This window comes from Pauljensenia sp. 20925_1_25 (genome assembly GCF_041433955.1).
Lineage (GTDB): Bacteria > Actinomycetota > Actinomycetes > Actinomycetales > Actinomycetaceae > Pauljensenia.
Window position 1 is genome coordinate 17,659 of the sequence record NZ_JAPWCL010000027.1, and the last position, 14,340, is coordinate 31,998.

10 protein-coding genes are annotated in these 14,340 nt (G+C 67.1%); 6 read left to right on the forward strand and 4 right to left on the reverse strand.

Annotated elements, in window-relative coordinates:
* Nucleotides 1-23 precede the first annotated feature (23 nt).
* A complete protein-coding gene (locus O3932_RS09770; RefSeq protein WP_371538108.1) occupies nt 24-506 on the reverse strand; it encodes a DUF2505 domain-containing protein in 483 nt (160 codons plus the stop codon).
* Nucleotides 507-604: 98 nt separating this feature from the next.
* On the opposite strand from O3932_RS09770, the gene O3932_RS09775 reads away from it, so the two are divergent.
* A complete protein-coding gene (locus O3932_RS09775) occupies nt 605-2,065 on the forward strand; it encodes a sensor histidine kinase (protein ID WP_009647670.1) in 1,461 nt (486 codons plus the stop codon).
* A 79-nt stretch (nt 2,066-2,144) separates the two neighbouring features.
* Here O3932_RS09775 and O3932_RS09780 read toward each other — a convergent pair whose 3' ends face one another.
* Both O3932_RS09780 and O3932_RS09785 read right to left on the reverse strand, forming a co-directional pair.
* Complete coding sequence (locus O3932_RS09780) at nt 2,145-2,396, reverse strand: WhiB family transcriptional regulator (protein ID WP_009647677.1); 252 nt, start codon at nt 2,394-2,396, stop codon at nt 2,145-2,147.
* A 150-nt stretch (nt 2,397-2,546) separates the two neighbouring features.
* Nucleotides 2,547-5,576 (reverse strand): FtsK/SpoIIIE domain-containing protein, encoded by a 3,030-nt coding sequence (locus O3932_RS09785; protein WP_371538111.1) that lies wholly within the window; start codon nt 5,574-5,576, stop codon nt 2,547-2,549.
* Between the two features lie 180 nt (nt 5,577-5,756).
* On the opposite strand from O3932_RS09785, the gene ligA reads away from it, so the two are divergent.
* Nucleotides 5,757-8,090 (forward strand): NAD-dependent DNA ligase LigA, encoded by a 2,334-nt coding sequence (gene ligA, locus O3932_RS09790; protein WP_371538113.1) that lies wholly within the window; start codon nt 5,757-5,759, stop codon nt 8,088-8,090.
* A gap of 19 nt (nt 8,091-8,109) precedes the next feature.
* On the opposite strand, the gene O3932_RS09795 is transcribed toward ligA, so the two are convergent.
* Nucleotides 8,110-9,375: a phosphatidylserine/phosphatidylglycerophosphate/cardiolipin synthase family protein gene (locus O3932_RS09795; protein ID WP_299241026.1), complete on the reverse strand. Its 1,266-nt coding sequence runs from the start codon at nt 9,373-9,375 to the stop codon at nt 8,110-8,112.
* Between the two features lie 18 nt (nt 9,376-9,393).
* On the opposite strand from O3932_RS09795, the gene gatC reads away from it, so the two are divergent.
* From gatC to O3932_RS09815, 4 genes are all read left to right on the forward strand, one after another.
* Nucleotides 9,394-9,690 (forward strand): Asp-tRNA(Asn)/Glu-tRNA(Gln) amidotransferase subunit GatC, encoded by a 297-nt coding sequence (gene gatC / locus O3932_RS09800; protein ID WP_009647688.1) that lies wholly within the window; start codon nt 9,394-9,396, stop codon nt 9,688-9,690.
* On the forward strand, nt 9,690-11,195 hold the full coding sequence (gatA, locus tag O3932_RS09805) for an Asp-tRNA(Asn)/Glu-tRNA(Gln) amidotransferase subunit GatA (protein WP_296503928.1): 1,506 nt from the start codon (nt 9,690-9,692) through the stop codon (nt 11,193-11,195). Before gatC ends, gatA begins: the two co-directional genes overlap by 1 nt.
* Entirely contained in the window at nt 11,195-12,691 is a 1,497-nt protein-coding gene (gene gatB / locus O3932_RS09810) for an Asp-tRNA(Asn)/Glu-tRNA(Gln) amidotransferase subunit GatB (RefSeq protein WP_009647675.1), read from the forward strand. The genes gatA and gatB overlap by 1 nt, the downstream gene beginning before the upstream one ends.
* A 241-nt stretch (nt 12,692-12,932) precedes the next feature.
* Nucleotides 12,933-14,340, forward strand: a 1,408-nt coding sequence (locus tag O3932_RS09815) for an NAD-dependent malic enzyme (protein ID WP_371538117.1), incomplete at its 3' end; no start/stop codon positions are given.

A 14,340-nucleotide genomic window follows, 5' to 3' on the forward strand; every position in this document is an offset into this window, starting at 1 on the left:
TTTCCTACAGCGAAGCGCAGTCCTCAGCGATGCTCCTCCAGCCACGAGGTGGCCAGCTCGCGCTCGTGCTCGATAACCGTTCCCGCGTGGGTCGCCGCCTCCCTCTCAATGCGCCCGCCAAACAGCGGAATCCGCACCGACACGTTCCCCTTCACGGCGCGCGTACAGCCATCATCCGCGGGAGAGAGGGCGGAGGCCGCGTCGAAGGAAACGGGCGCACCCTCCACGGTCAGCGTCGAACGCGAACGGGCCACGGCCTCGTCCCTCTTCCATTCCTCCACGAACGTCGCGCGCAGGCTGCCCTTGACAAAACGGGAGGCAGCCGCCGGGATCAGCTCCGGGCGCACGTCACCTGAGAACGTGATGCGGCCACCCTCCACGCTCGCCGTCGTGCTGCCCGGCACCAGGAAGGAACCGAAACGTCGCTCCTGGTAGCCCGGGCTGAGGAACATGGCGACGACTTCGTCAACAGTGCCCGGATAGGTAACAGACTGGGTGAACTCCATGATTCTCCTTCTCTCTGAGGTGGCTGCCGAATCGTGGCCCGGCGCTCATTTACAACTAAGGACCGCCTTTGTGGCCCCGCTCCCACTAGAGTAGAGCCATGCGTAGCCTCATGCAGTTAGCTGAAGAAGCCTCTTCGACACCGCTGTCGGAGCAGGACATTGATTGGCTGCACCTGCTGTTTGCGGACTGGCAGGTGCTCGCTGACCTGGCAGCCGCCGACCTCGTTCTGTGGCTGCCCGCCGACGACGGCAGATTTATCGCCGCCAACCACTGCCGCCCCGCGACCTCGACGACCGTTCACGTCGACGACATCATCGGCCTGCACCTGCCCGCCGCCCGCGAGGTCGACCTGCATCGCGCCATCCAGACCGGCCAGGTTGTGCGCTCGCCCGCTGCGCGCTGGGCGGGCACCTACTCGATGCAGGAAACGTGCGTTCCCGTGTGCCACGACGGGCGCATTATCGCGGTCATCACCCGTGAAACGAACCTGTCCAGCCCCCGCCTGTCCATGGGCTTCGAGGGGTGGACCATCGCCGCGGCCGACACGCTTTGCCAGATGATCGCGCGCGGCGAGTATCCCTACGACTCCACCCCGCAGGTCACCTCCCACGGTGTTCCGCGCGTCCTCGACGGTGCGCTCCTGCTCGATGCAGAGGGGCGCGTCCTGCAGGCTAACCCCAACGCCATGTCGTGCCTGGCGCGCCTGGGTATCCGCCACGACGTGAAGGGCAAGGTCCTGGCCCAGGAGATCACCGACGTGATCGGCGAAGGCACCTTCATCGAGGAATCGATGGCCGTCGTCGTCATGGGGCGGGCCTCCTGGCGTGTCGAGATCGCGGCGAGCGCCTCCACCATTTCCATGCGTGCCCTGCCCCTGCAAAACGGGCGCAAGCGCCTGGGAGCCGTCATCCTCCTGCGCGACGTGTCCGAGGTACGCCGCCACGAGCAGGAACTCATGACGAAGGATGCGACGATCCGCGAGATCCACCACCGCGTCAAAAACAACCTGCAGACCGTGTCCGCGCTGCTGCGACTGCAGTCGCGTCGCTCCAGTGAGGACGCCGTCAAGGTGGCACTCGCGGAGGCTGAGCGCCGCGTCCAGGCCATCGCGACCGTGCACGCTGCGCTGTCCCAGAACGTCGACGAGTCCGTCGACTTCGACGAGGTCGCACGCACAATCGTGCGCATGGCTGGAGCGATAGCGTCCACGGATCACGGCGTCGAGGTCATCACGACCGGAAACTTTGGGACGATTTCCGCCGATCAGGCCCAGGCGCTGGCGACCGTCCTCAACGAGCTGGTCGCCAACTCGGTCGAGCATGGCCTGGCCGACCGTGACGGTCGTATCGAGGTGTGCGCCCAGCGTGAGGGCCTGTCTATGAAGGTCACTGTCGCAGATGACGGTGTCGGCTTCGTGCCGGGAACGCCCATGAGCGGCCTGGGCACGCAGATCGTTCACCAGATGGTGCGCGGCGAGCTGCGTGGCTCTATCGAGTGGGCACCCCGCGAGGGTGGCGGCACGCTCGTGACGCTGTGGGTTAACCTCGATCCCGCCTGACGCGGGGGCGCGAGAACGAACGAGGCCGGGGATCCGTCGTGGATTCCCGGCCTTCGTGCGGTGTATGGTCGCGGTGTTTTCAGCAGCCTGCGCGTCGTGCACGCGCGGCGCGGCGTTTGAGCGAGCGGCGTTCTTCTTCGCTCATGCCGCCCCAGACGCCCGAGTCCTGGTTATTGTCGATTGCCCACTGCAGGCAGATGCCCTTGACGTCGCATTCGCGGCACACGGCTTTCGCTTCGGCCACCTGGCTGATGGCGGGCCCCGTGTTCCCGATGGGGAAGAAGAGTTCGGGGTCGACTGTCAGGCAAGCCGCCTTGCTGCGCCAATCCATGTGTGTTCTCCTTGCGTTACCGTGTGCTGTAGGGACTTCGTGTAGTCGTCTGTCAGTGTCCGCCAGTCGTGGTAGTCGCGCAAGATGTCTGAACAATTCGTGTGGAGAGGTCACTATGCGTCTAGTCACGCTCGGCGAAAAAGCTGGGACTTAGGTGTTAACTGACCCTACGGTCAGTTGGATCGTTGTCAGGGTATCATCCTCCCAGATGAGCCCGCAGGAGGGATTCCATGGGTGTGCTGCAATCGATAGCGGGTACCTGCGGCTCGTGCGCATGAGTCCTCGCATGACGTTGTCCGAGGGGTTGAGTGCAAGCATGCGGTGACCGTCGCGGCGCGTAATTCTGGTCCATGCGTTCTCTGGAATAATCTCGGCAATTGTGGGGGTGGGCCAGCCGTGCGTGGCATGGAGCGCCTCGACGACGCGCATGTCGGAGGGTTCTCCGATAATCACCCAGGGTTTGTCTGTTACCCACCGGATGGGTTCATACTCGGGGCCGATGAGGGCCGGGGCGGAGGCATTACTGACCAACGCTGCAGTCTCCTGAGGGGAGGGAATCCGCCACGCATGACAGACACCATCGGTGCCTTGGAAAACTCCTGTGGGCGGAGGATCGATGGGGACGCATGCGAGGGCCGTCTCCTCGCCCGGGCGGGCCAACAGCGCATGGGCTTCCCCGAGGGAACGCAGGCTACTCGGCTGGATCCCGGCGTGTAGAGCCTCGTCGGCGTCCCTGGCGCGCACGAGCCGCATTGAGAAAGCCCCCATGGCAGCCGACGAGGACGTGAAACGTCCTGAGAACGCCGCAACGAGGATGACGCCGGACCGAGCGGCACCCGTCAGCAGCGACGACCAGAGTTCCTCAGCCTGGGGGAGTGACAGCGCCTGAGCCAGAGACGAGCGCAGAGCGGTCACATCCGAAATCGCTAGCACCGCGGGGCCGTGCGCACGGATCCCCTCGACGAGGTCGATGGCACCCAGGTCACGCGGGGAAAGCCGCGAGGAAGCGCCAGGGACTGCCTCGTCCCCGATGACGTGCAGAGGCAGCCGACTTGCCCCTGCGATCCTCGCAGCAATCGAGCGCGCCCATCGAGATGCCAACGCCGCCTCGTGAGCGCTCGTCTGGATCTGGACAGAGCCTCCCTCCCACACCAGCGGCGAATGAGACTCGATGCCCTCAACCAGCCCAAGAACGACGGACCCCAGCGCAGCGCCGCCGTTTTCGCCCTGCTCCTCCCAGGCCTCGTCGATCTGAGTCCACGTGAGAGAACCCGGGAGCGCGGGTACCCACAGCGGGGCGGCGCTCGCGGCGGGCCAGCGCGCCGCGCACTCGGACACGACCGCGGCGACGTCGGCCATGTAAGACAGCTGGAGCGTGCCCACTCCCGCGAGTACTGCGCGCCCGGGGACACGGGGCAGGGACGAGGCCCGGGCATCGCCCAGGATGTCCGTGGAGTCGGGGGCGCTCACGCATCGCAGGGCCAAACGAATGTCCATGTTGGCGCGCATCGATGCGTTGATCGCCCCCGACGGGCGCTGCGTCGCGGCGATCAGATGCAGGCCGAGGCTCCGGCCCTGAGCGGCCAGACGCAGCAGGACGTCCATCGAGGAGGGATGGGTGTCGGCCAGGACGCGGAACTCGTCGATGGCGACGATGAGGCGCGGGGGAGGCTGCGGGGTGTGGGCGGGATCCTCCTCGTAGGTGCGCTCCCAGGCCGTCAGATCCGGCACGCCCAGATCGCTCAGCTCCGCTTCGCGCCGTGCTAGGACCGAGGCGATACCGTCCAGGGCGCGCGACGTGGCCCCCGCGTCCAGGTCGGTGAGCAGCGCCTGCGTGTGGGGGAGGTCCGCCAGGCGCGCGAAGGTGGAGCCGCCCTTGTAGTCAATGAGGATGAAACGTACGGAGGCGGGCGAATAACAGTGAGCGATGGAGGCGAGCCAGCCGAGCAACGCCTCCGACTTGCCCGAGCCCGTGCAACCAGCGACGAGGGCGTGTGGGCCGTCCGTGACGAGGTCTAATTCGACGGGTCCCGCCTCGGAGTGGCCGATGACGACGCTGAGCGTACCCGAATGCCCGCGGGCAGCATCCGGGTCCCAGTCCACGCGCTCGGGCAGAGAGTCCTCACTGGTCGTTCGTGTCACGGTCCACCACCAGCGCGTCGAGACTGGCCGCTCATCGGTGACGCACACGCGGGCGCACCACGAGGGCAGCTCGGCAACGCGCGCCGCGTAGCCGATGTGTAGGGCGGAGGCCGCCTTGTCGTTCGCCCCGCCACGTGCGCAGTATGGACATTCCTCTTCCCCGGTCACGTGGATGTCGAGCCCCGGGTATCCCAGCAGTACGGGGGAGTGGGAGCGCCACCAGACGCGTGCCCCGCCAAGCTGCGCGGCCACCTGCCCCGCACACCACAGCGCGCACTCGGCACCGTACTCGCCCACGATGCCCAGCGACGCGGCGTCACCCGGCTGGGAGGATGACGCCGTGGCAGCCAGGATCACGCGACGCCCGAGCCGCGTCGCTCGCCCCGGCCAGACGGCGGCCCTCGGGATGCGCGTAGACTCACCCGAGGCAGGCAGCGAGGCAAGGACGAGGGCGAGCGCGGCCCCGTCCCATCCTCGCCGACGCCTGCGTGTACGCAGGACCATCACGACCGCCACGACGCAGGCGATGGCCGCGACGACCCCGGCGAGCGTCCAGAGCACTCGCGGGGACGCGGCCAAGGTGTGCAGGCGCCAGGCCATGAGGCCGCCCATGACGACGAGGGAGACGAGGGGTGCTCCGCGCAGGAGAGAGGATCCTGAGAAGACACCACGGCCTCGTTGATCGATGCCCGGCCACGTGAGTGCCCGGGGGCGGCCTCGCACCTCGAGAGTGTCTCCCCCCAGGCGCACGCGCTTGCCCGGGGCGAGCCGTTTGCGTCCGCGAAGTCGGTGCCATCCGCGCATTCGCGTGTGCACCCGTATGGGCGACGTGTGTGGAGACGCGCGCAGGCAGGCGCGCCCACCTCGCGTGGAAAACTCGGCGTGCTCGCGTGCAACGCTCGCGCAGGACAGGGGAACGTCTCCGGCTCTGCCCACGGTGCCCGGCGCGAGAACGAGGCCGACGTCGGGTCCGTCGACGCACGCCAAGTGCAGGTCGGTGCGCAGGGCCGCGCGTGCCAGGCATTTGCTGTCGCTCATACCTCCACGATCCCGCCGTGCCCGCGCATCTTCAAGCGGCGCCGCGCGCCCTGTGGATAGCGGCGCGACACGCGAGGCCCCTGTGGATAAGTGCTCCGGGCGCGCGAGCGTGTGGATAACGCCACCGGCGACGCTCGTGAGCGTTCCGAACCCCGACCGAGACAGCTGCGAAATGCAAGAATGGACCCTATGCATGACGACACGTTCGAGACGACTCGCGACCGCTACAACGACCTGGTGACGCGCATCGAGGAGGCGCGTGCTGCCTACTACGACCGCGATGCGCCGACGATCTCGGACGCGGACTACGACCGCATGTATCGTGAGGTCGAACAGATCGAGGAACGCTTCCCGCAGCTGCGCGGTGCCGACTCGCCCACGATGAGCGTGGGCGGCAGCGTCGACTCCGGCTTCTCCGAGGTGCGCCACCTCGCCCAGATGATGTCCCTCGACGACGTGTTCTCCCTCGAGGAACTTGCCGGGTGGGAGACACGAATGGCCGAGGCCACCGGCATCACCGACCTCGAGATGACCACCGAGGTCAAGGTCGACGGCCTGTCCATCAACCTCCTCTACGAGAATGGCCGCCTTGTGCGCGCCGCGACCCGAGGCGACGGTTACGTCGGCGAAGACGTCACCGCCAACGCGCGGACCATCGCCTCGATCCCGCAGACCCTCACCGGCACCGCCCCCGCCCGCATCGAGGTGCGCGGCGAGGTCTACTTCCCGGTCGCCGACTTCGCAGCCTTCAACGAGGCCCGCGTCGAGGCTGGGGAAAAGACCTTCGTCAACGCGCGCAACGCCGCCGCCGGCTCCCTGCGTCAAAAGGATCCCGCAGAGACCGCCAAGCGTCCCCTCGCGATGGTCGCCCACGGCATCGGCTTCGTCGAGGCCGGGGATGAGTTCACCGAGCCGACCACCCAAATGGGCTGGTACGAGCAGCTGCGCGAGTGGGGCCTGCCCGTCTCTCCCTACACCCGCCTGCTGACGGGCCGAAAGGCCATTGAGGAGCGCATCGCCGAGATCGGCGCGGACCGCCACGGCCTTGTCCACGAGATCGACGGCGTCGTCGTCAAGATTAACGACCTGTCCCTCCAACGCTCGCTCGGATCCACCTCGCGCACGCCGCGGTGGGCTGCCGCCTACAAGTTCCCGCCCGAAGAGGTCCACACGCGCCTGCTCGACATCCGCGTACAGGTGGGCCGCACGGGCCGCGTGACCCCCTACGGCGTCATGGAATCCGTGCTGGTCGCAGGCTCGAACGTCGCGCGCGCAACCCTGCACAACGCCCAGGAAGTCGCCCGCAAGGGCGTCCTCATCGGCGACCTCGTCGTCCTGCGTAAGGCCGGCGACGTCATCCCCGAGATCGTCGCCCCCGTCGAGGACGCGCGCAACGGCTCCGAACGCCCCTTCGTCATGCCCACGCAGTGCCCCTCCTGCGGGACCCCTCTCGTGCAGGAGAAGGAAGGCGACGTCGACCTGCGCTGCCCGAACAAGGGTGCTTGCCCCGCGCAGATCACCGAGCGCCTCGCTCACGTCGGCGCGCGCAGCGCCCTGGACGTTGAGGGCCTCGGCGACGAATCCGCCCTGGCCATGACACAGCCCGACAACGACCGCGACGAGGTGGCCGCCGCCCTGGTCGCCGGCCACAGTGTCACGCTGGAGGACGGCACCGTCCTCACCCTCGAGGGCGGACGCGAGCTACCCCACGGCGAGCAAATCACCCGCGCCGAAGAACTCCTGCCCGCCCCACAGGCCCCCGTCCTGCGCACCGAGGCCGCGCTCTTCGATGTGCGCGCCGAGGATCTGCGCGACGTCATGGTGTGGAAGCCCGTGAAACAGAAGGGCGAGGAAACCGGAGACTGGAAGCAAGTCCGCTATTTCTGGACGAAGGCCTACAAGCCCCGCAAGCTACGCGGCCAGACCGTCTTCGAGCCCATCGAGCCTGCCGCTTCCAAGGGCACCGAGAAAATGCTCGCCGAGCTGGACAAGGCCAAGAGTCAGCCCCTCGCGCGCGTCCTCGTCGCCCTGTCCATCCGCCACGTCGGCCCCACGGCGGCCCGCGCGCTCGCGGATACCTTCCGATCGATGGACGCCCTGCGCGCCGCCTCGGTCGAGGAGCTCTCCGCCGTCGAGGGAGTGGGCGAGGAAATCGGACGCTCCCTGCGCGACTGGTTCACGGTCGACTGGCACCTGGAGGTGCTGGAGGCGTGGGCGCGAGCGGGCGTGCGCATGGCCGACGAGGCGCCTGAGGCAGCCTCGGACGTGCTCGCGGGACTCACCATCGTCGTCTCGGGTGCGATGCCCGGCTACGACCGCGAGGGAGCCAAGGAAGCGATCACGTCGCGCGGCGGCAAGGCCGCGGGTTCCGTCTCGAAGAAGACTTCGCTCGTCGTCGCGGGACCCGGCGCGGGATCGAAGGCCGCGAAGGCCGAGGCCCTCGGCGTCCCCGTCATCACCGAGCAGCAGTTCGCGGACCTCCTCGAGGGAGGCCTAGCGGCCGTCGGCCTGTAACGAGGCCGGGGCGGGGTACTCAGACGAGCGGCTCGAAGGGGCCCAGGAGCACCTCGCCGACGCGGGTGAGCCACGAGCGTTTCTCCCACTCGTCAATCGTCAAGCGGCGGGCCGTCGTCAGGTCGTTCGCGAAAATCTCCTCCATACGCGCGGCCAGCGGGCGCGAATAGAACTGCAGGCAGACCTCGTAATTGCCACGCATCGACAGGCGATCAATGTTCGCCGTGCCAATCGTCGACCAGCGCCCATCCACCGTCATCGTCTTCGAGTGCACCATCGCGTGTTGGTACAGCCAGATCTCCACGCCCTCGCGCAACAGCTCCCCGTAGTAGGGGCGCGCCACCCAGTCCGCCATGATGTGATTCGAAAACTCTGGGATCAAAACCTGAACGCGAACGCCCCGGCGCGCGGCGGCGATCAAGGACGCCAAGACCTCGTGATCCGGAATGAAATACGCCGTCGTAATCAACACGCGATCCGTCGCCCGCTCAATCGCGTCGATATACATGCCCCGAATTGGATAGAGCAGCGAATGCGGCAGGTTGAACTGCGCGGTCACATCCGCGCTCCACGCGCGTGCCCCCTGATCGGGCAAATACGGAGAATCAACGGGCCGGAAATGGTTCCAGAAATCAACGAAACCGTTCTCCAGCTCCCACACGGCCTCGCCTGTGATGCGCACGTGCGTGTCACGCCACTCGTTCGCGAAGGGATCGCCGATGTTGTAGCCGCCCACGAAGCCGACGTTGCCGTCAACCACCAGGATCTTGCGGTGATCCTGGCCCGTGCGGCGAATATTGAGCGTAAAGAAACCCGACCGCAGGGTCGGGAACTTACGCACGTGCAGGTTCGGCATGTCAGGGAACTGGTAGAAACGCGGATCCTGGTTCAGGACGCCGAAACCATCCCACACGCAAAACACCTCGACACCGCGCTCCGCGGCCGCGAGCAGCGCATTCTTGAACCGCTTCCCCCAGTAGTCAGAGCGCCAAATAAAAGTCTCGAAATAAATGTGATGCGTCGCCCCTTCAATGGCCTCCAGCATGTCCGCGTACAGGGAGGTTCCCTCCGTGTACGTGCGTGCCACGGTGTTGCCGATTGGTGTGTCGGCGGGAGGCAGCGTCGGGAAACCGTGCACGCCGCCGGGAATACGGGCGGTGCGCATGCGGTCAATCGCATGAACGGTCACGATAGCCGCCGCCTGGGCGGCAGCCACCGCAAGACCTACTTTTTTGACCACAGACCACGTCTGTCTGGTGAGTTGGCGTCGCTGTGAAAAGGTCATACGGGTAGGATGCCACACATGTCACGCATTAGTACTGACGAGGTCGCCCGCGTCGCGGGTCTGGCCCATATCGCATTGACCGACGAGGAAATCACGCGTTTCGCGGGTGAACTTGACGCAATCGCGGACGCCGTCTCGAAGGTGTCGGAGGTTGCCACACCCGAGGTTCCCGCCACGTCCCATCCGATTCCACTGACCAACGTGTGGCGCGAGGACAAGGTCGGGCAGACCGTGGACCGCGATGAGGTACTCGCTCAGGCACCCGCCGCGCAGGACGGTATGTTCCTGGTTCCGCAGATTCTGGGGGAAGACTGATGAACGAGCTGCTGAAGAAGAGCGCCCTCGAGCTGGCGGACATGCTGGCCGACGGCCAGATCACCTCCGTCGAGCTGACCCAGGCGTGCCTGGACCGCATCGACGCCATTGAGGATCGCGTCAACGCCTTCATTACCATCGACCGCGAGGGTGCGCTGGCGACCGCGGCTGACGTGGACGCGCGCCGCGCAGCGGGGGAGACCCTGCACCGCCTGGCGGGCGTGCCCATCGCTGTCAAGGACAACGTGGTGACGCGCGGCCTGCGCACCACCTGTGCGTCGAAGATCCTAGGCGACTGGGAGCCTCCCTACGACGCGACCGTCACCACTAAGATCAAGGAAGCCGGCCTGCCCATCGTCGGCAAGACCAACATGGACGAGTTCGCCATGGGGTCGTCCACTGAGCACTCCGCGTTCGGCGCGACCAAGAACCCGTGGGACACCGAGCGTATCCCCGGTGGTTCCGGCGGCGGCTCAGCCGCGGCTGTTGCGGCCTACATGGTGCCCCTGGCCCTCGGTTCTGACACGGGCGGCTCGATCCGCCAGCCCGCGTTCGTGACCGGCACGGTCGGCGCGAAGCCCACCTACGGCGCGGTGTCACGTTACGGCCTGGTGGCCATGGCCTCGTCCCTGGACCAGATCGGCCCCGTCACCCGCACGGTCGCCGACGCGGCCGCCCTGACTGAGCTGATCGGCGGCTACGACCCCCACGACTCGACCTCGCTGAACGAGCCGGTTCCCGCGCTCACGCAGGCCGTCGAGGCCGTCGCCGCGCAGGGCTCCATGAAGGGCCTGAAGGTCGGCGTCGTCAAGGAGCTGAGCGGCGAGGGCTACCAGCAGGACGTCATCGACGCCTTCAACGCCACCGTCGAGAAGCTGCGCGAGGCAGGCGCCGAGATTGTTGAGGTCTCCTGCCCGCACCTGGAGTACTCGCTGGGTGCCTACTACCTGATTATGCCCGCCGAGGTCTCCTCGAATCTGGCCCGCTTCGACGGCATGCGCTACGGCATTCGCGTCGAGCCCACCGAGGGTCCCGTGACCGCCGAGCGCGTCATGGCCGCCACCCGCGAGGCCGGCTTCGGTGACGAGGTCAAGCGCCGCATCATCTTGGGCACGCACGTGCTCTCCGCTGGCTACTACGATGCCTACTACGGCAGCGCGCAGAAGGTGCGCACGCTCATCCAGCGCGACTTCGACGCGGTGTTCGAGCAGGTCGATGTCCTCGTGTCCCCGACGGCCCCCGAGACGGCCTTCAAGTTCGGCGAGAAGACCTCCGACCCGCTGGCCATGTACCTCTACGACGTCGCGACGATCCCCGCGAACCTGGCGGGTATCCCCGGCATGAACGTGCCCAACGCGGTGTCCTCTGAGGGCCTGCCCATCGGCTTCCAGGTGCTGGCCCCCGCGCGCGGCGACCTGGTCATGTACAAGGTGGCGTCCCTGGTTGAGGCGCTCAGCGACGACGTCGCGGGTCAGTGCCCCGCAGCTAACTGGGAGGAAAAGTGATGACTGAGCTCATGGATTACGACGAGGCGGCCCGCCGCTTTGACCCGGTTCTCGGCATTGAGGTGCACGTCGAGCTGGGCACCACAACCAAGATGTTCGACGCCGCTCCCAACGCGTTTGGTGGCGACCCGAACACCTACGTGACCCCCGTGTCGCTGGGTCTGCCTGGCTCCCTGCCGGTCGTCAACCACAAGGCCGTCGAATACGCCATCAAGATCGGCCTGGCCCTGAACTGCGAGATCGCGGAGTACTGCCGTTTCGCGCGTAAGAACTACTTCTACCCGGACCTGACGAAGGCTTTCCAGACCTCCCAGTCTGACGAGCCGATCGCGCACGACGGGTACGTCGACGTCGAGCTTGAGGACGGCACCATGTTCCGCGTGCAGATTGAGCGCGCACACATGGAGGAGGACGCGGGCAAGAACACGCACATCGGTGGCGCTGACGGTCGTATCCAGGGCGCGGACCACTCGCTCGTGGACTACAACCGTGCGGGCGTGCCGCTCGTGGAGATCGTGACCCGCCCGATTGAGGGCGCCGGCGAGCGCGCGCCCGAGGTGGCCGCCGCCTACGTGCAGGCCCTGCGCGACATCTTCCGTGCCCTCGACGTGTCCGAGGCCCGCATGGAGCGCGGCAACGTGCGCGCCGACATCAACGTCTCGCTGCGCCCGACACCCGAGTCCCCCCTGGGGACGCGCACCGAGACGAAGAACGTGAACTCCTTCCGCGGTATCGCGTCGGCCGTGCGCTACGAGATGCAGCGCCAGGCCCAGATCCTGGCCGATGGCGGCACGATCCTGCAGGAGACCCGCCACTACCACGAGGAGGACGGCTCCACGTCGTCCGGCCGTGAGAAGTCGGATTCCGAGGACTACCGCTACTTCCCCGAACCCGACCTGGTGCCGATCCGCCCGGATCGCGCGTGGGTCGAGGAACTGCGAGCCTCGCTGCCGGAACTCCCCGTCGCCAAGCGCCGCCGCCTGCGCTCCGAATGGGGGTATGCGGACATGGAGATGCGCGACGTCATCAACGCCGGTGCCCTCGAACTCATCGAGGCCACGGTTGCCGCTGGCTGCGATCCCGCCTCCGCCCGCAAGTGGTGGATGGGTGAGATCTCGCGCCGCGCCAAGGAGCGCGAAGTCTCCCTCGACGAGGCCGGGGTCAGCCCCGCTCAGGTCGCGCAGCTCCAGGGTCTCATCGACTCTGGCCGCATCAACGACAAGCTGGCGCGCCAGGCCCTCGAAGGCGTCCTCGCGGGCGAAGGCGACCCGACGCAGGTCGTCGAGGCCCGAGGCCTCGAGGTCGTCTCCGACGACGGCGCTCTGACGGCGGCCGTCCAGGAAGCCCTGGACGCCCACCCCGACATCGTCGCGAAGATCAAGGGCGGCAAGGTCCAGGCGGCCGGCGCCCTCGTCGGCGCGGTCATGAAGGCCACCCGCGGGCAGGCTGACGCCGCCCGCGTGCGCGAGCTGATCATGGAGATGGTCGGCGCCTGAGGTTTACCCTCGCGAGCCTCACGGGGGCCGGGATCACGTGCGATCCCGGCCCCCGTCGCATCCCGGCGACGCTTCCACCCAGGGGAGGAGGACAACAGCGCGAGCACCCCGGCCTCGTCAATGAGCGTTCTCTCATGTCCACGTTGTGACCTTCCCCTACCGGCGTCATGCCAAACTTCCCTAGGATGAACAACTGAGGACAGCCGGGCCACCTGGCCAGGCGCCCAACGAAAGGACAGACATGCGCACTTCGCCGTCGTACACCGCCTCATACCGCATCGAGGTGGATGAGAAGATCACCTCGATCGCGTCGATCGTCGACGCGGTCTCCGCCACCGGAGCGGAGATTAAAGGCCTCGACGTGGCCGACTCCGACCGTGGGCGCATCACCATGGACCTCACCTGCGACATGCGCGATTCCGAGCACCGCCGCGAAGTACGCGATGCCATCAACTCCCTGCCCGGTGTCTCCGCCGACTCCGTCTCCGACCAAACCTTCATGAGCCACATCGGCGGCAAGGTCGAAATCCACTCCAAGGTGCCGCTGCGTAACCGCGACGACCTCTCCCGCGCCTACACGCCCGGCGTCGCCCGCGTGTGTACCGCCATCCACGACATGCCTCAGAAGGCCCACCTGCTCACCATGAAGGCCAACACGGTCGCGGTCGTCTCCGACGGCACCGCCGTGCTCGGCCTGGGTGACATCGGCCCCGAGGCCGCCCTGCCCGTCATGGAAGGCAAGGCCGTCCTGTTCAAGGAATTCGGTGGCGTCGACGCCTGGCCCGTCGTCCTGGATACCAAGGACACCGAAGAGATCATTTCCATCGTCAAGGCCATCGCCCCCGCTTACGGCGGCATCAACCTCGAGGACATCTCGGCACCCCGCTGCTTCGAGATCGAAGAGCGCCTGCGCGCCGAACTCGACATCCCCGTCTTCCACGACGACCAACACGGCACCGCCATCGTCGTCCTCTCCGCGCTCATCAACGCACTCAAGATCGTGAACAAGAAGATCGAAGACGTGCGCATCGTCGTCTCCGGCGTCGGTGCCGCCGGCAACGCGATCATCCGCCTCCTGCTCGCCCAGGGCGCGCGCGACATCATCGGCTGCGGCCGCGACGGCGCGCTGTCCGGCGACGCCACCGAAGGCATGCACCCCTCCCGCAAGGCCCTGGCCGAGGCGACCAACCCCCGCCACGTCCACGGCTCCCTCAAGGATGTCCTCAAGGGTGCCGACGTCTTCATCGGCGTCTCTCACGGCAACATCCTCGAGCCCTCCGACATCGAGACGATGGCCGATGATGCCATCGTCTTCGCGCTGGCCAACCCCACGCCCGAGGTCGACCCCATCGGTGCCGGCAAGTACGCCGCCGTCGTCGCGACCGGCCGCAGTGACTACCCGAACCAGATCAACAACGTCCTGGCGTTCCCCGGTCTCTTCCGCGGGCTCCTCGACGCCAAGGTCAAGGAGATCACCACCGAGGTCCTGCGCGTGGCCGCAAACGCCATCGCGTCCGTCATCTCCGAGGACGAACTCAACCCGTCCTACATCATCCCCGGCGCCTTCGATAAGCGCGTCGCCCCCGCTGTCTCCAAGGCCGTACGCCGCGCCGTGCGTGATCTGCCGACCGTGGACATCCCGGTTCAGC